At 59.1% G+C, this 21,333-nt stretch carries 15 protein-coding genes and 1 pseudogene; 12 read left to right on the top strand and 4 right to left on the bottom strand.

What is annotated here, in order from left to right:
- The 3 genes and pseudogenes from AABM52_RS28290 (at position 1) to AABM52_RS28280 (ending at position 5,063) form a co-directional block, all read left to right on the top strand.
- Complete coding sequence (locus AABM52_RS28290; RefSeq protein ID WP_150725133.1) at positions 1-771, top strand: electron transfer flavoprotein subunit beta; 771 nt, start codon at positions 1-3, stop codon at positions 769-771.
- A 269-nt stretch (positions 772-1,040) separates the two neighbouring features.
- Positions 1,041-2,173 (top strand): annotated as a pseudogene (locus tag AABM52_RS28285) (retropepsin-like aspartic protease).
- 625 nt (positions 2,174-2,798) lie between these two features.
- Positions 2,799-5,063 (top strand): hypothetical protein, encoded by a 2,265-nt coding sequence (locus AABM52_RS28280; protein WP_347909501.1) that lies wholly within the window; start codon positions 2,799-2,801, stop codon positions 5,061-5,063.
- A 60-nt stretch (positions 5,064-5,123) separates the two neighbouring features.
- Here the strand turns inward: AABM52_RS28280 and gbcA are convergent, their stop codons facing one another.
- Positions 5,124-6,419 (bottom strand): glycine-betaine demethylase subunit GbcA, encoded by a 1,296-nt coding sequence (gbcA, locus tag AABM52_RS28275; RefSeq protein ID WP_347909500.1) that lies wholly within the window; start codon positions 6,417-6,419, stop codon positions 5,124-5,126.
- Between the two features lie 296 nt (positions 6,420-6,715).
- On the opposite strand from gbcA, the gene gbcB reads away from it, so the two are divergent.
- Positions 6,716-7,816: a glycine-betaine demethylase subunit GbcB gene (gene gbcB, locus AABM52_RS28270; RefSeq protein ID WP_347909499.1), complete on the top strand. Its 1,101-nt coding sequence runs from the start codon at positions 6,716-6,718 to the stop codon at positions 7,814-7,816.
- A 121-nt stretch (positions 7,817-7,937) separates the two neighbouring features.
- Here the strand turns inward: gbcB and AABM52_RS28265 are convergent, their stop codons facing one another.
- Together AABM52_RS28265 and AABM52_RS28260 are read right to left on the bottom strand one after the other, a co-directional pair.
- On the bottom strand, positions 7,938-8,762 hold the full coding sequence (locus AABM52_RS28265; RefSeq protein ID WP_347909498.1) for an NAD(P)-dependent oxidoreductase: 825 nt from the start codon (positions 8,760-8,762) through the stop codon (positions 7,938-7,940).
- A gap of 242 nt (positions 8,763-9,004) precedes the next feature.
- Positions 9,005-10,042, bottom strand: a complete 1,038-nt coding sequence (locus AABM52_RS28260; protein WP_347909497.1) for a low specificity L-threonine aldolase — start codon at positions 10,040-10,042, stop codon at positions 9,005-9,007.
- 132 nt (positions 10,043-10,174) lie between these two features.
- On the opposite strand from AABM52_RS28260, the gene AABM52_RS28255 reads away from it, so the two are divergent.
- The 8 genes from AABM52_RS28255 to fdhA all read left to right on the top strand — a co-directional run bounded on the left by AABM52_RS28255 (position 10,175) and on the right by fdhA (position 20,090).
- The gene (locus tag AABM52_RS28255; RefSeq protein WP_347909496.1) at positions 10,175-10,891 is read left to right on the top strand and encodes a TraX family protein; all 717 of its coding nucleotides are present in this window, start codon (positions 10,175-10,177) and stop codon (positions 10,889-10,891) included.
- A gap of 212 nt (positions 10,892-11,103) precedes the next feature.
- Positions 11,104-12,357 (top strand): serine hydroxymethyltransferase, encoded by a 1,254-nt coding sequence (glyA, locus tag AABM52_RS28250; protein ID WP_347909495.1) that lies wholly within the window; start codon positions 11,104-11,106, stop codon positions 12,355-12,357.
- Between the two features lie 23 nt (positions 12,358-12,380).
- A complete protein-coding gene (locus AABM52_RS28245) occupies positions 12,381-13,631 on the top strand; it encodes a sarcosine oxidase subunit beta (protein ID WP_007947735.1) in 1,251 nt (416 codons plus the stop codon).
- 14 nt (positions 13,632-13,645) lie between these two features.
- Entirely contained in the window at positions 13,646-13,975 is a 330-nt protein-coding gene (locus AABM52_RS28240) for a sarcosine oxidase subunit delta (RefSeq protein WP_046039383.1), read from the top strand.
- Positions 13,972-16,989 (top strand): sarcosine oxidase subunit alpha, encoded by a 3,018-nt coding sequence (locus tag AABM52_RS28235; protein WP_347909494.1) that lies wholly within the window; start codon positions 13,972-13,974, stop codon positions 16,987-16,989. The genes AABM52_RS28240 and AABM52_RS28235 overlap by 4 nt, the downstream gene beginning before the upstream one ends.
- 129 nt (positions 16,990-17,118) lie before the next feature.
- The gene (locus tag AABM52_RS28230) at positions 17,119-17,751 is read left to right on the top strand and encodes a sarcosine oxidase subunit gamma family protein (RefSeq protein WP_347909493.1); all 633 of its coding nucleotides are present in this window, start codon (positions 17,119-17,121) and stop codon (positions 17,749-17,751) included.
- Positions 17,752-17,901: 150 nt separating this feature from the next.
- A complete protein-coding gene (gene purU, locus AABM52_RS28225) occupies positions 17,902-18,759 on the top strand; it encodes a formyltetrahydrofolate deformylase (RefSeq protein WP_007981374.1) in 858 nt (285 codons plus the stop codon).
- 131 nt (positions 18,760-18,890) lie between these two features.
- A complete protein-coding gene (fdhA, locus tag AABM52_RS28220) occupies positions 18,891-20,090 on the top strand; it encodes a formaldehyde dehydrogenase, glutathione-independent (RefSeq protein ID WP_056726583.1) in 1,200 nt (399 codons plus the stop codon).
- Between the two features lie 63 nt (positions 20,091-20,153).
- Here fdhA and AABM52_RS28215 read toward each other — a convergent pair whose 3' ends face one another.
- Positions 20,154-21,293: an RHS repeat-associated core domain-containing protein gene (locus AABM52_RS28215; protein WP_347909491.1), complete on the bottom strand. Its 1,140-nt coding sequence runs from the start codon at positions 21,291-21,293 to the stop codon at positions 20,154-20,156.
- Between the last annotated feature and the right edge of the window lie 40 nt (positions 21,294-21,333).

The raw sequence follows: 21,333 nt of genomic DNA, 5'->3' as shown, positions 1-21,333 counted from the left end.
ATGAGCACGAAAATCATCAGCCTGGTGTCCATCGGCGCCCACCCGACGTCCGGTCGGCCGCGTCGCGCGGAACAGGATGCGCGGGCGGTTGAACTGGGCCTACAACTGGCTGGGGATAACCTGCAAGTGCTGCATGCCGGCGACATCGCCGAGCCTGCCTTGCGCGCCTACCTGGGCATGGGGCTTGAGCAACTGCATGTGCTGGAACAACCCCAAGGCGCCGACGCGCTACCGGCGCTGACCGACTATTTGCGCGATGCAGGTGCTCAGGTGGTGTTGACCGGCAGCCAGGCGGAAACCGGTGAAGGCTCGGGCATGTTGCCCTTCCTGCTGGCCGAAAGCCTGGGCTGGCCGCTGGTGGTGGGGCTGGCGCAGGTCGAGTCCATCGATGGCGGTTCGGCGCTGGTGCTGCAAGCCTTGCCCCGCGGTCAACGCCGTCGGCTGAAGGTGCGCCTGCCATTTCTGGCAACGGTGGATAACGCTGCCCCCAAGCCTCGGCAGAGCGCTTACGGCCCTGCTCGACGCGGCGTGCTGCAAGCGCAGGACGTAGAGGTCGTCGACGATGAGCTGCTCGCGGTCGCCACCCTGCAACCGGCCAAACCACGGCCCAAGCGCCTGAAGGTGATCAAGGCCAAGAGCGGTGCCGACCGCATGAAAGCTGCGACGGCCAAAGCCAGTGGTGGAGGTGGGCAGGTGCTCAAGGGTGTCACGGCGCAAGCCGGGGCCGAGGCCATCCTCAAATTGCTGATTGAAGAAGGTGTGGTCCGCTAGCAAACACTGTGGGAGCGAGCCTGCTCGCGAAGACTGAGTATCAGTCGACATCAATGTTGCCTGTTAAGACGCTTTCGCGAGCAGGCTCGCTCCTACAGGGTGTCGCATCGCACCATTCCGGGCGGTGAACTACAGTTTCCTATGCGCTGATCAAGGGTGCGGCACGCTTTCGGGAGCTTTCAGACATTCAGCGCTGACTCATAAAACCCGGTTTTATGACTGGCCTGAATATGAAGACTTTCGCTCTTCTGTCGCTCTTTGCTTCGGCCATGTGCTTATCCACAGGCTTGATCTCTGCCGCCCAGACAAAAGCGTCCGAGGCTGATCAGGATTTTTATCGCTGGATAGACTCCGAGCAGGGCCGCAACGCGTCCCTGGCGCAACTGCGGCAACAGTGCGACAAGGTACTGGATGCCGACAGACACCTCAGTTGCTCGGTGACGGTCTTCGCCAGATTGCTCGAAGCCAAGGCCGCTAATCAAATCCCCGAATACTACCTGGCGATCAAGGCCAGGCATGCCCGGGCGATTGCCACCAACGCCGATCTGAAACCTCTGTTCTCCACGTTTGGCAGCAAATCACTGGCTATCCTGGCGGCGACCGGCGATTTCTCGGTCAATGGTTCGGTGCGGCATGAGGTGCTGCCGCTCCATCCGTATGCCGACGACTTTTACGTCGCTGAACAAGTGCTGCCATTTATCGAGGTCGGCGCGGCCAATGGTGCCTCGGCGCGTTTTGTACTGGACACGGGCGCACCGCAAACCCGGGTCAACATCGACACGGCGAAACAGATGGGCATCAGGTTGTTGCCCGATGCTTTTTATCGCTACAGCACGTTTTATGGCGAAAATGGCCTGGCCGCGAGTTCAGGAACGTCCTGGTCTTTGTCAGCGACCGGGATAACCTGTTGGGGCTGGATCTGATCAGCAAGCTGGGGCGCCTGAAGATCACCAGCAGAACACTGGAGCTGAATCCGTCGCCGGCCACAGGCTGTGATGCGTCGGTTGTCGTTAGCCGCCTGGATCTCAATCAACGGCTGGTGGTGGCCGCACAACTGGATCGCCAGGCAACGCAGGCCATCATCGATACCGGAAATGTCGACTACCTGACGGCCTCGTCGCCCGGCAGGCAAGTCAGCGTTGTGCAGGCGCTGACACCGGGAGGCTCGAACGTTTACACCGGCAACAACAAGCGCTTTCAACGCTTCGACGGCGTATTGGCCCTGCAAGGCAATACCATGGCGGTCACCTACAAATACTACCCGGGCTTTACCATCCCGCCGTCGCTGATCGGCGGGCAATACGTCCCGTCGATACTGCTCGGATGGCGCGCGTTCAAAGACTTTGAATTGAACCTGGACCTGGACCTGGATTCGGGTCGCTCATGCCTCAATAAAATCTGAACAACTTCGGTGTTTATCCACAATCCCTGTTGGTGGTTCTGTGGATAACATGTTCGCCCCTCGCTACACCCCATACAAATCAAGCCCTGCAGGCTGCTGGTCAAAAAGCAATCAGCCTTGTTGGTGGTTTTTCCAAGCTTTTTCAAGGGGATAAGTGCTGCTGGGGATGCAGACTTGCCCCCAATCTCTGTTGGCGCTTCTGTGGATAAGGTGTTTGTCGTCCTCTGAAAGCTACGCAGTCCGTGCCTTTTAGGTTTCTGATCAAAAAATGACCAGTCCGTCCATGGAAGCATGCTTCTGGATAAGTCACGGTTTTTCTTTGGTTTTTGTGGAGAATTTTTGCAGCATTTCCACAGTTGTCCCCAATAGCTGTGGGTGGAGATGTGGATAACTTGTTTGCGGAAGGCTGGGAGGTGCGGCGGGCATAGGCCTGAACGAGATAGATCATATTTCGTACAGCTGAAACTGCTACATCACGGGGAAGGGTGGTGAACCAGTGCCATAAAGGAAGGAATTAGCAGTAACCAGTTCAGATGAAAAAAGTATAAAAACTATCTTTTCTGTTAGGTGTTTAAAGTTCAAATGTACAGTAATTTTTGATTTCAAGTTAATGCAGGAGTTCGGAATGAACGATCAAAATGAACTGTCAGAGCCGAATGTTGAATCTTACGCTTACAACCTGAACAGCTGGATGGTAGATCTTCACCCCTACATCCAGCATTTACGGGTGAGTGAGCTTCTTCTTGCAAGTGCGCATAATGCTGGAATGGATAATGAGGCGGACTATAGCAACAGTTATATAACATGCCAGGATAAGAGTTTTCGCTATCAGCTCGACAACGGCATACGTGTTTTGGATATCAGGCTTAGATGGTTTCATGGGTATGGCTCGGATAATGTTAATCAAGGGCTGCGATTCACCCATAGTGACCAGACGTCAGGTAGAACATTCGCCAATATGCTGAACGATGTTGATCGTTTTCAAGAGACCAACCCGGGGGAGATTGTCATTCTTGATTTTCACCGATTCGAACTTCATAACAACAGTTATCCTGTACCTTATGCCGCTATTCACGCGCATTTCATGCGGCATTACACCCGTAAAATGCTGCCACGGTCCGCGGAAGGCTTGACGCTTGAAGAGATCAAGAGTCAGTATCCTGGACCCCGTTTGATTGTCGCTGTACCTCGAGAAGTATCGGCAGATCGAGATCCAACTTTTTTTTGGGACAAGCTTGATCACTCTTGGGCGGGAAGTGGTGCTGTTGATCCGGACCGGCTGTATGCTCATATACAGGGCGTAATGGTAAATCCGCCATTTAATGATTATCCATGGTCAATGTCAGCAACGGTTTTCGGGGCCGGTGGCCCCGGGGCCATTATTCCACGGCTTGTTGGCTGGTACCCAGCGGGGGGTGATTGGCAGCGTAAAAGCAGCATCGTCAGTTTTGATTTTGTTGCGCGTGAGAACTCGGCGTTTATTCGGCATTGTATTTCAAGCAATCCAAAGCGGGTTGTCATAGGCACTCGATTACGTATGCACTTTCCTCCGCCGGGATACACCTCCTATACCAACGCCGTTCAGGTAAATGGATATGCAATGCCTAACGCAATAGTGACGCTGTCTCAAAGTGACATTGGGACGGATTTGGGTACAACGGTCGCCGATTCAAATGGTTCGTGGAGAATGGATGCGCAACTTCCTGGTGGCACTATTAAGTTGACGTGCCGGCAGAGCCGTCACGGCCAAGTATCCAGATGGACAGAGCCAGTAACCATTCAAGTAATTACAAGCATTGATCCTCCGACCATCAGTACGCCGGTCCATGGTTCTGACGTGAATAGCGTGAGGCCGTCGTTCAGGGGAAGTGGTGTGCCTTTGGCGACGGTCCGCTTCTATGAAAGCGGTTTGGGGACTATTTTGTACGGCACGGCGCGGGTTGATGACAATGGCAATTGGTCGGCAGCGCCAAATGTCGATTTGCCGTACGGAAGTTTTGCCTTGGTGTGTGCTCAGGACTTCAACGACTTGACGTCCGGCTACTCAGAAGTCACTACGTTTACTGTCAATCTTCCAATCCCGATCATTCTTGAACCCGCTAACGGTTCCGTGGTGACGACGACCAAACCCGTGATCAGGGGCAGGAATGGAGTGCCTGGGGCGACAGTCCGTTTCTATGAAAGCGGTTTGGGGACTATTTTGTACGGCACGGCGTCGGTTGATGCCAACGGCAATTGGTCGGCACCGCCAGATGTCGAATTGCCGGAAGGGGGGTTTGTCTTGACCTGTGATCAGACAATGGGTGGACTGAATTCCCGGTACTCGGCAGACGCCTCTTTCACCGTGGTGAATGGGGAGGCCAGGCCGGAAGCGCCCAAGGGATTGAGTGCAGAACCCTTAGTACAGTCCGCGAATATTTTCTGGCTCAGTTCAGGTCCCGGTGTTGCTCGCTATAGATACGATTTGAACGGACTGATTGGCCAGGATACGGTTGAAACAACTATTCGACTAGCAGGGTTGTCGCGTGATACGCCTTATACCGTGCGTGTATTCGCAATCGGTCATTCCGGTCTGTCGTCCGAACCTGCATCGCTTGTATTTAGAACATTAGATGACAGTACAGCAGTGCCTACCAATTTCCGCGTCACCGCCAATGCTAATCGCAGCGTTTCTTTTGCCTGGGATCTTCCCGACGAGGGGGCCGGCAATGTAATCGGATATGTATTCAAGGTGTTCGTCGTTGAGTTTGAAGCGTATCTGGGCCCTACAAGGACTTTTACTCTTGAAAACCTGATACCCCTGATTCCAATCGCGGTCGGTGTCAGGTGCAGGTTTGCAAATGGCACCGAATCGGATTGGGCTAGATTACCAGTTCACCCCCAGCCATGAAAAACAGAGGCCTGTTTACTGCGTAGTTCATAGGCCTCTACTGGTTCAATCCTTCAATCCTCAACCGCTAACCGGCACACCCTTCAAATACGGCGCAGGCTCAGCCCCCAGGTTGCTCAGCAGACGCTCGCTGTACCAGTCCACAAAGTTCACCACGCCGAACTCATAGGTCTTGGAGTACGGTCCAGGCTGGTACGCGGTGGAGTTGATGCCGCGCTGGTTCTCTTCGGCCAGGCGACGGTCCTGGTCGTTGGTGGCGTCCCAGACCTGGCGCATGCGCTCCACGTCGTAGTCCACGCCTTCGACCGCGTCCTTGTGCACGATCCACTTGGTGGTGACCATGGTTTCCTGGGCGCTGATCGGCCACACGGTGAACACGATGATGTGGTCGCCCATGCAGTGGTTCCAGGAGTGCGGCAGGTGCAGGATGCGCATCGAGCCCAGGTCCGGGTTCTGGATGCGGCCCATCAGCTTGGCGCAGCCCTGTTTGCCGTCCATGGTCATCGACACGGTGCCCTTTAGCAGCGGCATGCGCACGATGCGGTTGCGCAGGCCGAAGCTGGCGTGGGCGTAAGGGATCTTTTCGGCTTCCCAGGCAGCGGCAGAGGCGGCGACGTGGTCCTTGAAGGCCTGGTCGGCGCGCGGGTCGGTGACGTCGTCCCACTCAAGCAGGGTTTTCAACAATTCCGGGTGCGACGCGTTGCAGTGGTAGCACTCGCGGTTGTTTTCCAGCACCAGTTTCCAGTTGGCCTTTTCCATCAAGGTGGTGGTGATCGCCACCTTGGTGTTCTCCATGTCGTACGGTTCCATGTAGTGGTTGAGCGTCGACAGGAAGTCATCGATGGCCGGCGGGTTCTCCGCAAGGCTGATGAAAATGTAGCCGCCGGCGGTCTTCACGTTCACCGGCTTGAGGCCGTAGTCTTTCATGTCGAAGTCGGCGCCCATTTCGGTGCCGGCGAACAGCAGGCGGCCGTCCAGTTCGTAGGTCCACTGGTGGTAGTGGCAAACCAGCTTGGCAACCTTGCCTTTTTCGCTGGTGCACAGGCGCGAGCCACGGTGGCGGCAGACGTTATGGAACGCATGCACCACGCCTTCGGCGCCACGGATCACGATGATCGGGTTCTTGCCGATCTGCAGGGTCAGGTAGTTGCCCTTGGTAGGGATTTCGCAGGTCATGCCGGCGATCAACCACTCTTTCTGAAAGATTTCCTGCATGTCGATATCAAACAGGCGCTCGTCGGAGTAAAACGGCTGCGGCAGCGAGAACGTGCGCTCGCGCTCTTGCAGCATCTGTGCGGTGGCCTTGCGTGCGGGTTCCAGCGGATCGCCCAGGCTCAGGGTAGTAGTGACGTCCATCGTTTAATCCTCAAGGCCATTCTGTGTGGCCGGCGAAAGTGGCTAATCAGGTGTGCTGCTCAGGGTTGCTACGCAAGGTGTAAAGAATGTGTCTTGGTATGGGGCGAGTGTGGGGCCGGCGCTGGCCAGAACCTTATCCATGGGCGACATGGTGCAATCTGTTCCCGACGCGCAAGCCCCGGTCGTTGGGGGCTGGTCGCGATAAGCATGTCAATGTCGCAGATAGGTAAATGGATGGTTCGCGCTATACGCAGAATCGCCAACATGAAGGCCGACAGTCGGCCGTGGAGATCAGCATGTCCAACAGCTTCCTGAACCCGGTAACCACCCAGACCTGGGCCAATGGTCGACACATCGTCCGTTGCGTCAAAGTCATCCAGGAAACCTGGGATGTGCGCACCTTTTGCTTCATGGCCGACCAGCCGATCCTGTTCTTCTTCAAGCCGGGGCAGTTTGTCACCCTGGAGCTGGAGATTGAAGGCCAGCCGATCATGCGTTCGTACACCATTTCCAGCTCGCCATCGGTGCCGTACAGCTTTTCGGTGACCATCAAGCGCGTGCCGGGCGGCAAGGTGTCCAACTGGCTGCACGACACCCTGCACGAAGGCCAGGAGCTGGCGGTGCACGGGCCGGTCGGGCTGTTCAATGCCATGGACTTCACCGCGCCGAAGGTGCTCTACCTCAGCGGCGGCGTTGGTATCACGCCGGTCATGTCCATGGCGCGCTGGTTCTACGACACCAACGGCAATGTCGACATGGTGTTTATCCACAGCGCCCGTTCGCCTAAAGACATCATTTACCACCGCGAGCTGGAACACATGGCGTCGCGGATCGACAACTTCAGCCTGCACCTGATCTGCGAGAAGCACGGTATGGGTGAGCCCTGGGCCGGCTATCGCGGTTACCTCAACCACAGAATGCTTGAATTGATGGCGCCTGACTTCCTTGAGCGCGAAGTATTCTGCTGCGGTCCGACACCGTATATGAATGCGGTCAAGCGCTTGCTGGAAGCCGCTGGCTTCGACATGTCGCGTTATCACGAAGAATCCTTCGGTGCGACCCCGCCAGAGGCGCGCGCTGACGCCGTGGAACACGCCGAACAAGCGGCCGAGGCACCTGAAGTCGACGCCGCGGACTTGCATCAAGTGGAATTCACCGCCTCCGGCAAGAGCATCCGCGTGGCCCCGGGCGAGACCGTGCATGCAGCAGCGGCCAAGGTCGGCCTGATGATTCCGAAAGCGTGCGGCATGGGGATTTGCGGGACCTGCAAGGTGCTGAAGCTGGGCGGCGAAGTGGAGATGGAGCACAACGGCGGGATCACCGAGGAAGACGAAGCCGAAGGGTACATTCTGTCGTGCTGCAGCGTGCCGAAGGGGGATGTGCGGATCGAGTTTTAATAAGCGCCATCACTCCCTGTGGGAGCGAGCTTGCTCGCGATAGCGTTGGATCAGCCAACATTGATGTTGAATCTGATTCCGTCATCGCGAGCAAGCTCGCTCCCACAGGTGCAGTGTTTTTTCAGTCAACGAACAGGTCAGTCATGAGTTTGTCGCTGCTGTCCGGCGCGAACCGATAGTGTTCGAACTCCGTCACACCGTTCTCCCGCAGTATTTCCTCATCGATCAGCAAACGCCCGGTCAGGCTGCGATTTGTGCTGCTCAGAATCACATGCGCCGCATCCGCCATGATCGCAGGCAGGCGCGCATGCTTGAACGATTCCCTCGATCCCAGCTGAAACTCGATGGCAGCGGTGGCAATCATCGTCTGTGGCCATAGCGAGTTGACGCTGATCCCGTAATTCTTGAATTCCTCGCTCATGCCCAAAGTCAGCATGCTCATGCCGTATTTGGTGACGGTGTAGGGGCTGTACTGGGCGAACCATTTGGTGGCCAGGTTCAGCGGCGGGGACAGGTTGAGGATGTGGCCGCCGGACTTCTTCAGGTACGGCAACGCAGCCTGACTGCACAGCAAGACGGCGCGGGTGTTGATCTGGTGCATCAGGTCGAAGCGCTTGAGTTCGAGGTGCTGGACCCCGGTCAGCTTGATCGCCCCGGCGTTGTTGATCAGTGCATCGATGCCACCGAAATGTTCGTTGGCCTGGGCCAGGGCCGCACGTACGGCATCCTCTTCACGCACATCCACCTGCAAGGCCAGCGCCTTGCCGCCTGCGGCTTCCACTTCCTCGGCCACGCTGAAAATCGTGCCCGGCAGCTTGGCATGGGGTTCGGCGCTTTTGGCGGCAATCACGATGTTGGCCCCATCGCGAGCGGCCCGCAGCGCGATCTCGCGGCCGATGCCGCGGCTGGCACCGGTGATGAACAGGGTTTTGCCTTGCAATGACATGCTGACGCTCCTGATTGTTTTTATGTGAGCACAGGCTCGACAAACAATGTAGACGAAGTCTTCAGGAGCAGTGGCGGGGGAACGGACGAGCGCGAACCTGTGGCGAGGGGGCTTGCCCCCGTTCGGCGGCGCAGCCGTCGTAAAACCTGCTGTCGCGGTCTGACTGACAAACCACCGACTCAGACTTTGGGCCTGCTGCGCAGTCCAACGGGGGCAAGCCCCCTCGCCACAGGGGATCGCGGTTATGCCATCACTTCACGGATATCCCGCGCCAATTCGCGCACCCGCTCTTCCTCGGTGTCCCACGAGCACATGAAGCGTGCGCCGCCGTTGCCGATGAAGGTGTAGAAGCGCCAGCCCTTGGCGGTCAGTGCGGCGATGGCCGGTTCCGACAGTTGCAGGAACACGCCGTTGGCCTGTACCGGGAACATCAGTTCCACGCCGGGAATGTCGCTGACCAGTTCGGCCAGCAATTGCGCGCAGTGGTTGGCGTGGTTGGCGTATTTGAGCCAGGCGTCGTTTTCCAGGATCCCGACCCACGGTGCTGACAGGAAGCGCATTTTCGACGCCAGCTGCCCGGCCTGCTTGCAGCGGTAATCGAAGTCTTCTGCCAGTTTGTGGTTGAAGAACAGAATCGCCTCACCCACCGCCATGCCGTTTTTCGTGCCGCCGAAGCACAACACGTCGACGCCGGCCTTCCAGGTCAGGTCAGCCGGGGTGCAGCCGAGGAATGCACAGGCGTTGGAGAACCGTGCGCCGTCCATGTGCAGGTTCAGGCCCAGTTCCTTGCAGGTGGCGCTGATGGCGCGGATTTCGTCCGGGGTGTAGACGCTGCCGACTTCGGTGGCCTGGGTCAGGGTCACGACGCGGGGTTTCGGGTAGTGGATGTCCTGGCGCTTGAGCGCGACCTCGCGGATCGATTCCGGGGTCAGCTTGCCGTTTTCAGTGCGGGCGATCAGCAGTTTGGAACCGTTGGAGAAGAATTCCGGGGCGCCGCATTCGTCGGTTTCGACGTGGGCGGTTTCCGAGCAGATCACGCTGTGGTAACTCTGGCACAACGACGACAACGCCAGCGAGTTGGCAGCGGTGCCGTTGAAGGCGAAAAACACTTCGCAGTCGGTCGCGAACAGTTTGCGAAAATCGTCGGAGGCGCGGGCGGTCCACTCGTCGTCGCCGTAGGCGCGCTGGTGGCCGTGGTTGGCCTGTTCCATGGCAGCCCAGGCTTCAGGGCAGATGCCGGAATAGTTGTCGCTGGCGAATTGTTGGCTCTTGTCGGTCATGGCCTGCTTCCGTGGTCGAGATGCCTATGGTGAAGCGTCCCGTGGTCAATGAGGGTGCGCACTGTACCCAAGATCGTCAGGTGGAGCGCACAGGATGTCGCTGTCAGGAACATACACAGTCGAAGGCCAATTATGCACGTGAGTTCAAGGGACGGGGCACTGGATCTGCTCAAGTGGCTGGCGCTTTTGAGCATGGTGCTCGATCACCTGCGATATGTCGGTTATTCCGCCGATCTGTTGTATGTGCCGGGCCGCCTGGCGTTTCCGTGGTTCTGCCTGGCGATGGCGGTCAATCTGGCGCGAAAGCCTGTTGTGGTGAACGGTGGGCAATGGCGCTACCTGGGGTGGTTGTTGCTGTTTAGTGCGGTGAGTGAAATTCCTTACCGGATGTACATCCCCAATCCCGACACCTTGAATGTGCTGCCCACCCTTGCCCTGGGCTTGCTGGTAGTTCGTGGCTGGCAGCAGCCGGTGCTTGCGTCGCGCCTGCTGGCGGTGGGCGCGTTGCTGCTGGCAGGGTTTTTCTCCCAGCGATTGATGTTCGGGTTCTTTGGCGTGTTGTTGCCGCTGGCGATGTTGCTGGTACTGCAACGCCCCTGGTACTTCGCGCTGTTGGCGGGGTTGGTGTGCCTGGCGGCCAATCAGTGGCAGGTGCTGTATTACGCCGCTCGTCTGGGCAATGTCGCGGCGATTTCGGCCATTGTCACGTGCCTGATTGCGCCATGGCTCGGGCTGTTCTTGTTGCGACATGCAAAGGGCGCAAAACCACCGCCGATGCGGCGCCGGGCGTATGCGCTCTATCCCCTGCATTTCCTGCTATTGCTCGCAGTGCGTCAGGCCATCGCCTGACCCCGCCTTTGTGGCGAGGGAGCTTGCTCCCTCGCCACAAAGGCACTCACCACCCTCGTCATTTCCTCCCATGTCGTAAACGCACCTTTGCGTGGCGCCCGTAGGCATTTGACGACTCCAAGCCAGTCATACCATCGCTACCAAAGGGCACTGCCGAAAAGCCAGTGCCTCACCGAGACGAATGGCGCACCACCGCCGCTGGGAGAGACGCGATGTTCAGCAAGCAAGACCAGATCCAGGGTTACGACGATGCACTGCTGGCGGCGATGAATGCCGAAGAGCAACGTCAGGAAGATCACATCGAGCTGATCGCGTCGGAGAACTACACCAGCAAGCGCGTGATGGAAGCGCAAGGCAGCGGCCTGACCAACAAATATGCCGAAGGTTATCCGGGCAAGCGCTACTACGGTGGCTGCGAGCACGTCGACAAGGTTGAGGTGCTGGCCATCGAGCGCGCCAAGCAACTGTTCGGCGCCGATTACGCCAACGTCCAGCCGCACTCCGGTTCCTCGGCCAACAGCGCCGTGTACCTGGCCTTGCTGCAAGCCGGCGACACCATCCTCGGCATGAGCCTGGCCCACGGCGGTCACCTGACCCACGGCGCCAAAGTGTCGTCCTCGGGCAAGCTGTACAACGCCGTGCAGTACGGTATCGACACCGAGACCGGTCTGATCGATTACGACGAAGTCGAGCGCCTGGCCGTCGAGTGCAAGCCGAAGATGATCGTTGCCGGCTTCTCGGCTTATTCCAAGACCCTCGACTTCCCGCGCTTCCGCCAGATCGCCGACAAGGTCGGTGCTCTGCTGTTCGTCGACATGGCCCACGTTGCCGGTCTGGTCGCTGCCGGTCTGTACCCGAACCCGCTGCCTTACGCCGATGTGGTCACCACCACTACCCACAAGACCCTGCGCGGTCCGCGTGGCGGCCTGATCCTGGCCAAGTCCAACGAAGAAATCGAGAAGAAGCTCAACGCGGCAGTTTTTCCGGGTGCCCAGGGCGGCCCGCTGATGCACGTGATCGCCGGTAAGGCAGTGTGCTTCAAGGAAGCGCTGGAGCCTGGCTTCAAGGTTTACCAGCAGCAAGTGATCGACAACGCCCAGGCCATGGCCGGCGTGTTTATCAAACGCGGCTACGATGTAGTGTCCGGCGGTACCGACAACCACCTGTTCCTGGTCAGCCTGATCCGTCAGGGCCTCACCGGTAAAGAGGCGGACGCAGCCCTCGGTCGCGCCCACATCACTGTGAACAAGAACGCTGTCCCGAACGATCCACAGTCGCCGTTCGTGACCTCCGGCCTGCGCATCGGCACCCCGGCGGTCACCACTCGCGGCTTCAAGGTGACCCAGTGCGTCACGCTGGCCGGCTGGATCTGCGACATCCTCGACAACCTCGGCGACGCCGATGTCGAGGCCAATGTCGCCGAGCAAGTGGCAGCCCTGTGCGCGGACTTCCCGGTTTATCGCTGAGTGCGGTTTTGGAGTAAATGACTATGCAACGCTACTCGGGCTTCGGCCTCTTCAAGCACTCTCTCAGCCATCATGAAAACTGGCAGAAAATGTGGCGCACGCCGACCCCTAAAAAGGTCTACGACGTGGTCATCGTCGGCGGTGGCGGGCATGGTCTTGCAACGGCCTACTACCTGGCCAAGGAACACGGCATCACCAACGTGGCCGTGGTCGAGAAAGGCTGGCTGGGCGGCGGTAACACCGCGCGCAACACCACCATCGTTCGCTCCAACTACCTGTGGGACGAGTCGGCGCACCTGTACGAACACGCGATGAAACTCTGGGAAGGCCTGTCCCAGGACCTGAACTACAACGTGATGTTCTCCCAGCGCGGCGTCTACAACCTGTGCCACACCCTGCAGGACATCCGTGATTCCGAGCGTCGGGTCAGCGCCAACCGCCTCAACGGCGTCGACGGTGAACTGCTCGATGCCAAACAGGTTGCGGACGAGATTCCGTACCTCGACTGCTCCAAGAACACTCGCTACCCGGTGATGGGCGCTACCGTCCAGCGTCGCGGCGGCGTGGCCCGTCACGATGCCGTGGCCTGGGGCTTTGCCCGTGCCGCCGACGCCCTCGGCGTGGACCTGATCCAGCAGACCGAAGTGATCGGTTTCCGCAAGGAAAACGGCGTGTGCATCGGCGTTGAAACCAACAAGGGCTTCATCGGCGCCAAGCGCGTCGGCGTAGTGACCGCCGGTAACTCCGGACACATGGCCAAGCTCGCCGGTTTCCGCCTGCCGATCGAATCCCACCCGCTGCAAGCGCTGGTGTCCGAGCCGATCAAGCCGATTATCGACAGCGTGATCATGTCCAACGCCGTGCACGGCTACATCAGCCAGTCCGACAAGGGCGACCTGGTGATCGGCGCCGGTATCGACGGCTACAACGGCTACGGCCAGCGTGGTTCGTACCCGGTGATCGAGCACACCATCCAGGCCATCGTCGAGATGTTCCCGGTACTGTCGCGCGTACGCATGAACCGCCAGTGGGGCGGCATCGTCGACACCACGCCGGATGCCTGCCCGATCATTTCGAAAACCCCGGTACCGAACATGTTCTTCAACTGCGGTTGGGGCACCGGCGGCTTCAAGGCCACACCTGGCTCGGGCAACGTGTTTGCCGCGAGCCTGGCCAAGGGTGAAATGCATCCATTGGCCGCACCTTTCTCCATCGACCGTTTCCACAACGGTGCGTTGATCGATGAACACGGCGCTGCTGCGGTTGCCCACTAACAGGAGAAATCCCCATGTTGCATATCTTCTGTCCTCACTGCGGCGAACTGCGCTCCGAAGAGGAATTCCATGCATCCGGCCAGGCGCACATCCCGCGTCCACTGGATCCGAACACCTGCACCGACGAGGAGTGGGGCGACTACATGTTCTTCCGCGATAACCCTCGCGGTCTGCACCACGAACTGTGGGATCACGTCGCCGGTTGCCGTCAGTACTTCAACGTCACCCGCGACACCGTGACCTACGAGATTCTCGAAACCTACAAGATCGGCACCAAGCCACAATTCACCGACAAGACCGATAGCCCGAAAGCGGCCAGCACGGCTCTGGGAGAGAAGGTATGAGCCAGATCAATCGCCTGTCCAACGGCGGACGGATCGACCGCAACAAAGTCTTGACCTTCACCTTCAACGGCCAGAACTACAAAGGCTTCGAAGGCGATTCCCTGGCCGCTGCACTGCTGGCCAACGGTGTCGACATCATCGGTCGCAGCTTCAAGTATTCCCGTCCGCGCGGCATCTTCGCCGCAGGCGCTGAAGAGCCGAACGCGGTGCTGCAGATCGGCGCCACCGAAGCCACGCAGATCCCGAACGTGCGCGCCACGCAACAGGCGCTGTACCAAGGCCTGGTCGCCACCAGCACCAACGGCTGGCCGAGCGTGAACAACGACATGATGGGGATTCTCGGCAAGGTCGGCGGCAAGCTGATGCCGCCGGGCTTCTACTACAAAACCTTCATGTACCCGCAATCGTTCTGGATGACCTACGAGAAGTACATCCGCAAGGCTGCCGGTCTTGGCCGCTCGCCGACCGAGAACGATCCGGACACCTACGACTACATGAACCAGCACTGCGACGTGCTGATCGTCGGTGCCGGCCCTGCTGGCTTGGCCGCTGCACTGGCCGCTGCGCGCAGCGGTGCCCGGGTGATCCTCGCCGATGAGCAGGAAGAGTTCGGCGGCAGCCTGCTCGATTCCCGCGAAAGCCTCGACGGCAAGCCTGCGACCGAGTGGGTCGCCAGCGTCATCGACGAACTGAAGAACACCCCGGACGTGCTGCTGCTGCCGCGCGCCACCGTCAACGGCTACCACGACCACAACTTCCTGACCATTCACGAGCGCTTGACCGATCACCTCGGCGACCGTGCACCGATTGGCCAGGTGCGTCAGCGCATTCACCGGGTCCGCGCCAAACGTGTGGTGCTGGCGACCGGCGCTCACGAGCGTCCACTGGTCTACGGTAACAACGACGTGCCGGGCAACATGCTCGCCGGCGCGATCTCGACCTACGTGCGCCGTTACGGCGTGGCACCGGGCAAGAAGCTGGTGCTGTCGACCAACAACGACCACGCCTACCGCGTTGCCCTGGATTGGCTCGATGCCAGCCTGCAAGTGGTGGCCATCGCCGACGCCCGCAGCAATCCCCGTGGTGCGCTGGTGGAAGAAGCCCGCGCCAAAGGCATTCGCATCCTCACCGGCAGCGCCGTGATCGAGGCCCGTGGCAGCAAGCACGTGACCGCTGCCCGTGTGGCCGCGATCGATGTCAAAGCCCACACCGTGACCAGCCCTGGCGAATGGCTTGATTGCGACGTGGTGGCCAGCTCCGGTGGCTACAGCCCGGTGGTTCACCTGGCTTCGCACTTGGGTGGCAAGCCGATCTGGCGCGAAGACATCCTCGGTTTCGTACCGGGTGAAGCACCGCAGAAACGCGTGTGCGTCGGCGGCATCAACGGCGTCTACGGCCTCGGCGATTCCCTGGCTGACGGTTTTGAAGGTGGCGTTCGCGCTGCTGCCGAAGCCGGCTTCCAGTCGGTCGAAGGCGTGCTGCCCAAAGCCCTGAGCCGTCTCGAAGAGCCGACTTTGGCGCTGTTCCAGGTGCCCCATGAAAAGAACACCGCACGGGCGCCGAAGCAATTCGTCGACCTGCAAAACGACGTCACTGCCGCCGCCATCGAACTGGCGACCCGCGAGGGCTTCGAGTCGGTCGAGCACGTCAAGCGCTACACCGCCCTGGGCTTCGGCACCGATCAGGGCAAGCTCGGCAACGTCAACGGCCTGGCCATCGCGGCCCGCTCACTGAACGTGACCATCCCGCAGATGGGCACCACCATGTTCCGCCCGAACTACACGCCGGTGACTTTCGGCGCCGTGGCCGGTCGTCACTGTGGGCACATCTTCGAGCCGGTGCGTTATACCGCACTGCATCAATGGCACCTGAAAAACGGCGCCGAGTTCGAAGATGTCGGCCAGTGGAAACGTCCTTGGTACTTCCCGAAATCCGGTGAAGACCTGCACGCCGCCATTAAGCGCGAATGCAAAGCCGTGCGCGACAGCGTCGGCCTGCTGGACGCTTCGACCCTGGGCAAGATCGACATCCAGGGCCCGGATGCGCGTGAGTTCCTCAACCGCGTCTACACCAACGCCTGGACCAAGCTTGATGTGGGCAAGGCGCGTTACGGCCTGATGTGCAAAGAAGACGGCATGGTCTTCGACGACGGCGTGACGGCTTGCCTGGCCGACAACCATTTCGTCATGACCACCACCACCGGCGGCGCGGCTCGCGTGCTTCAGTGGCTGGAGTTGTACCACCAGACCGAATGGCCGGACATGAAGGTGTACTTCACCTCCGTCACCGACCACTGGGCAACCATGACCCTGTCCGGGCCGAACAGCCGCAAGCTGCTCGCTGAAGTCACCGATATCGACCTGAGCAGCGAAGCCTTCCCGTTCATGACCTGGAAAGAAGGTCTGGTGGGTGGTGTGCCGGCGCGGGTATTCCGGATTTCGTTTACCGGTGAACTGTCGTACGAAGTCAACGTACAAGCCGACTACGCCATGGGCGTGCTCGAGAAAATCGTCGACGCCGGCAAGAAGTACAACCTGACGCCGTACGGCACCGAAACCATGCACGTGCTGCGGGCCGAGAAGGGCTTCATCATCGTTGGCCAGGACACTGACAGCTCGATGACCCCGGACGACCTGAACATGGGCTGGTGTGTCGGTCGCACCAAACCGTTCTCGTGGATCGGCTGGCGTGGCATGAACCGTGAAGACTGCGTGCGTGATCAGCGCAAGCAACTGGTTGGCCTGAAGCCGATCGATCCGAACAAATGGCTGCCGGAAGGCGCGCAACTGGTGTTCAACACCAAGCAGGCGATCCCGATGACCATGGTGGGTCACGTGACTTCCAGTTACCTGCACAACTCCCTGGGCTATTCGTTCGCCATGGGCGTGGTCAAGGGCGGTTTGCAGCGGATGGGCGAGCGCGTGTTCGCACCGCTGGCCGACGGCAGCGTGATCGAGGCGGAAATCGTTTCTTCGGTGTTCTTCGATCCGAAGGGCGAACGCCAGAACGTGTGACACCACAGTACCTGTGGGAGCGTGGCTTGCCCGCGATGAACGATAACGCGGTGCTTCAGGCAGAACGCGTCGCTCCCATCGCGGGCAAGCCCGCTCCCACAGGGATTACGAATTCAGGAAAGGTGCTTTATGACCGCAGCCAATGTTTACCAACAACGCCCAACCTCCGGGGCCAAGGCCGAGTCGTCGCTGCATCACGCCGACCTCGCCAGCCTGGTGGGCAAGGGCCGCAAGAACGCCGGCGTGATCGTGCGTGAGAAAAAACTCCTCGGCCACCTGACCATCCGTGGCGATGGCCACGACGCAGCATTCGCCGCAGGCGTGCACAAGGCCCTGGGCATCGAGTTGCCGGGCGCGCTGACTGTCATCGTCAAAGGTGAAACCAGCCTGCAATGGATGGGGCCGGATGAGTGGCTGCTGATCGTGCCGACCGGTGAAGAACTGGCCGCCGAGCAAAAACTGCGCGCAGCACTGGGCGATTTGCACATTGCAATCGTCAACGTCAGCGGCGGCCAGCAACTCCTCGAACTGAGCGGCCCGAACGTGCGCCAAGTGCTGATGAAGTCCACCAGCTACGACGTGCACCCGAACAACTTCCCGGTGGGCAAAGCCGTCGGCACGGTGTTCGCCAAGTCGCAACTGATGATCCGTCACACCGCCGAAGACACCTGGGAACTGCTGATTCGTCGCAGCTTCTCGGATTACTGGTGGTTGTGGTTGCAGGATGCTTCTGCCGAGTACGGCCTGAGCGTGCAGGCCTGATCACCACCGTCACTGTAGGAGCGAGCCTGCTCGCGATGGACTTCAAGGCAACGCGTTGAATCAGGAAGTACGCGTCATCGTTGGCCTCCATCGCGAGCAGGGCTCGCTCCTACAGGAGGCATCCACCGATTTCTCAGGAGTCACCGCACTATGAGCCGCGCCCCAGACACATGGATTCTGACCGCCGACTGCCCCAGCGTGCTCGGCACCGTGGACGCGGTGACCCGCTTTCTGTTCGAGCAGGGCTGCTACGTCACCGAACACCATTCCTTCGATGACCGGCTCTCGGGCCGTTTCTTCATTCGTGTGGAATTCCGCCAGCCCGATGGCTTCGACGAGCAGTCCTTCCGCGCGGGCCTGGCTGAACGCGGTGAAGCCTTCGGCATGATCTTCGAACTGACCGCGCCGAACTATCGGCCGAAAGTGGTGATCATGGTTTCCAAGGCCGATCACTGCCTCAACGACTTGCTCTATCGCCAACGCATCGGCCAGTTGTCGATGGATGTCGCCGCTGTGGTCTCCAACCACCCGGACCTCAAGCCGCTGGCCGACTGGCACCAGATTCCGTACTACCACTTCCCGCTGGACCCGAACGACAAACCGTCGCAAGAGCGTCAGGTGTGGCAGGTGATCGAAGAATCCGGCGCCGAACTGGTGATCCTTGCGCGCTACATGCAAGTGCTGTCGCCGGAGCTGTGCCGCAAGCTCGATGGCAAGGCGATCAACATTCACCACTCCCTGCTGCCGGGTTTCAAGGGCGCCAAGCCCTATCACCAGGCCTACAACAAGGGCGTGAAACTGGTGGGCGCCACGGCGCATTACATCAATAACGACCTGGATGAAGGCCCGATCATTGCCCAGGGCGTGGAGGCCGTGGACCACAGCCATTACCCGGAAGACCTGATCGCCAAGGGGCGGGATATCGAAGGACTGACCCTGGCGCGGGCGGTTGGGTATCACATTGAGCGAAGAGTGTTTTTGAACGCCAATCGCACGGTCGTTCTTTAAATCGCCATCGCGAGCAAGCTCGCGATGAGGCCCTTACAAGCAACACAAGACACACAGGCAATAACCCGAGCACTTAACGCGCTGCCTGCCTGGGCAACGCGGTTTCATAAAAACAACAGCGAGGTGAAAGCATGTCTGGCAATCGTGGTGTGGTGTATCTCGGCGCTGGCAAGGTCGAAGTGCAAAGTATTGACTATCCGAAAATGCAGGATCCGCGCGGCAGGAAGATTAACCACGCCGTCATCCTGCGTGTGGTTTCCACCAACATCTGTGGTTCCGACCAGCACATGGTGCGCGGTCGTACCACCGCTCAAACCGGCCTGGTGCTGGGCCACGAAATCACCGGCGAAGTGATCGAGAAGGGCAGCGACGTCGAGAACCTGCAAATCGGCGACCTGGTATCCGTACCGTTCAACGTCGCTTGCGGGCGCTGCCGTTCCTGCAAAGAGATGCATACCGGCGTGTGCCTGAGCGTCAACCCGGCGCGTCCGGGCGGTGCCTATGGTTATGTCGACATGGGCGACTGGACTGGCGGCCAGGCCGAATACGCCATGGTGCCGTACGCCGATTTCAACTTGCTGAAACTGCCGGATCGCGACCGGGCCATGGAAAAAATCCGTGACCTGACTTGCCTCTCCGACATCCTGCCGACCGGTTATCACGGCGCCGTGACTGCCGGCGTTGGCCCGGGCAGCACTGTGTACATCGCCGGTGCCGGTCCGGTCGGTCTGGCGGCGGCCGCATCCGCTCGCCTGCTGGGCGCGGCGGTGGTGATCGTCGGTGATGTCAACACCGTTCGCCTGGCTCACGCCAAGGCCCAAGGCTTCGAGATCGCCGACCTGTCCCTGGACACACCGCTGCACGAACAGATCGCCGCGCTGCTCGGTGAACCGGAAGTGGATTGCGCCATCGACGCCGTCGGCTTCGAAGCCCGTGGCCATGGCCATGACGGCGTGAAACACGAAGCCCCGGCCACCGTGCTCAACTCGCTGATGGGCGTGGTGCGTGTGGCAGGCAAGATCGGCATCCCCGGCCTCTACGTGACCGAAGACCCGGGTGCCGTCGACGCTGCCGCGAAAATGGGCAGCCTGAGCATCCGCTTCGGCCTGGGCTGGGCCAAATCCCACAGCTTCCACACCGGCCAGACCCCGGTGATGAAGTACAACCGCGCGCTCATGCAAGCGATCATGTGGGACCGCATCAACATCGCCGAAGTGGTGGGCGTGCAGGTGATCAGCCTGGATCAGGCGCCGCAGGGGTATGGCGAGTTCGATGCGGGTGTGCCGAAGAAGTTTGTGATTGATCCGCATAAGATGTTTAGTGCGGCGTAAAGGCTTAGGGTAAACAAAGAGGGTGAAATGATGTCACCCTCTTTTGTTATCCCTTGGTAGAATTCAGAACGGTGCCTCGGAGGCTCTGGGAAGTACCTGGGGCCTTCTGATCTCCGTAGCATGAATTGAAACTCGTCTATAAATACGCTCATGCAAAACTATTTCCATTTCGTTTAACGATCTGTAAATCAAGCCTCCCTCGCCCATTGTTCCATACCGGTAATGGCGACCAGGAATCATGGAACTAAAGTCACTGACATATACTTCATAAACGTGGGGTGTGCCATTGTTGGAGTAACTGGCCGCGATCTCCGAAAAATCTACTGCTGTTCTTCGAGTAGGGGATACATAGAAGCCTGGACCGCTGCTGAGACCGCTAGCGCTATTCATGAAGTTGGAGTGTAGCCCGGCTGTTAAACTATTATGGTGTGCTGTCGTGGATCCATGGGTGCCAATATAATCTAACGTACTTAAATCTACTTTTGGTTGCGGCGGTGGCTCAGAAACACCTCTAGTCGTATTTGATGGTGGTTCAAAATGAGTCGGATTTTTTATAATCTGTAGGTCAGGCGTTTTTATGTAGGCAGTGCGTGCTCGCGTGTTCTTAGGTGCTACGTGTCGAGGCAACTTGAGTGATGAGCCTTTCAAAAGTGCGTTCTTGACGAATTGTGAAATATGTCCCGACGGATCGGTCCGATTTACCGGATCCCCCACGCAATACACATACGCATTCAACCCACCCTCCCCAAACGGACTCCAACTGTCCGGACTGTTAAACCGCATCAAAACCGGGTTAAACGCCCGATAACCATTCCCCAACAAATAACACCCCGTCACCGGATCCGGTCTTTCGCCATTGAAGCCGAGCAGGCTGAGTAAGCCGCTTTCCGCAGGGCGATGACCATAGGGTGAATAGGCCAAGGAATGGGGACGAGTTGCGTCGATCACATTCAATACCGAACGCTGTTGATCAGTGGCAAGCAAGCGCGCTTCCACGGCCCCGTTCTGACGCTGTTGCTGAGCCAGCAGTTGATCGTCGTGCTGCATGATCGAACGCTGCACCACACCTTGAATCTCGGTGGCCAGACGATCTTTCAGATAAAAGCGCCGGCAGGTGTCTAGTGATGTGGGAGTGCAATCAACCAGACGATCCAGCGGGTCGTAGTGGTAGCTGCACAGCAGCGTTTCACGTTTGGGGAGCATGCCCGGATTCCTGAATGAGTTTGTCGATCCAGGGTTTTAC

The sequence above is a fragment of the Pseudomonas grandcourensis genome (genome assembly GCF_039909015.1).
GTDB lineage: Bacteria > Pseudomonadota > Gammaproteobacteria > Pseudomonadales > Pseudomonadaceae > Aquipseudomonas > Aquipseudomonas grandcourensis.
The sequence above is the reverse complement of the archived record's forward strand: the minus strand, read 5'-3'. Positions and strand labels throughout refer to the sequence as shown.

Excerpts from the sequence above, each read along its gene's own strand:
- glyA (WP_347909495.1), top strand. The coding sequence starts at position 11,104 with ATGTTCAGCAAGCAAGACCAGATCCAGGGTTACGACGATGCACTGCTG.
- AABM52_RS28240 (WP_046039383.1), top strand. The coding sequence starts at position 13,646 with ATGTTGCATATCTTCTGTCCTCACTGCGGCGAACTGCGCTCCGAAGAG.
- gbcB (WP_347909499.1), top strand. The coding sequence starts at position 6,716 with ATGTCCAACAGCTTCCTGAACCCGGTAACCACCCAGACCTGGGCCAAT.
- AABM52_RS28235 (WP_347909494.1), top strand. The coding sequence starts at position 13,972 with ATGAGCCAGATCAATCGCCTGTCCAACGGCGGACGGATCGACCGCAAC.
- AABM52_RS28230 (WP_347909493.1), top strand. The coding sequence starts at position 17,119 with ATGACCGCAGCCAATGTTTACCAACAACGCCCAACCTCCGGGGCCAAG.
- AABM52_RS28260 (WP_347909497.1), bottom strand. The coding sequence starts at position 10,042 with ATGACCGACAAGAGCCAACAATTCGCCAGCGACAACTATTCCGGCATC.
- gbcA (WP_347909500.1), bottom strand. The coding sequence starts at position 6,419 with ATGGACGTCACTACTACCCTGAGCCTGGGCGATCCGCTGGAACCCGCA.
- purU (WP_007981374.1), top strand. The coding sequence starts at position 17,902 with ATGAGCCGCGCCCCAGACACATGGATTCTGACCGCCGACTGCCCCAGC.
- AABM52_RS28265 (WP_347909498.1), bottom strand. The coding sequence starts at position 8,762 with ATGTCATTGCAAGGCAAAACCCTGTTCATCACCGGTGCCAGCCGCGGC.
- fdhA (WP_056726583.1), top strand. The coding sequence starts at position 18,891 with ATGTCTGGCAATCGTGGTGTGGTGTATCTCGGCGCTGGCAAGGTCGAA.
- AABM52_RS28245 (WP_007947735.1), top strand. The coding sequence starts at position 12,381 with ATGCAACGCTACTCGGGCTTCGGCCTCTTCAAGCACTCTCTCAGCCAT.
- AABM52_RS28255 (WP_347909496.1), top strand. The coding sequence starts at position 10,175 with ATGCACGTGAGTTCAAGGGACGGGGCACTGGATCTGCTCAAGTGGCTG.
- AABM52_RS28215 (WP_347909491.1), bottom strand. The coding sequence starts at position 21,293 with ATGCTCCCCAAACGTGAAACGCTGCTGTGCAGCTACCACTACGACCCG.
- AABM52_RS28290 (WP_150725133.1), top strand. The coding sequence starts at position 1 with ATGAGCACGAAAATCATCAGCCTGGTGTCCATCGGCGCCCACCCGACG.
- AABM52_RS28280 (WP_347909501.1), top strand. The coding sequence starts at position 2,799 with ATGAACGATCAAAATGAACTGTCAGAGCCGAATGTTGAATCTTACGCT.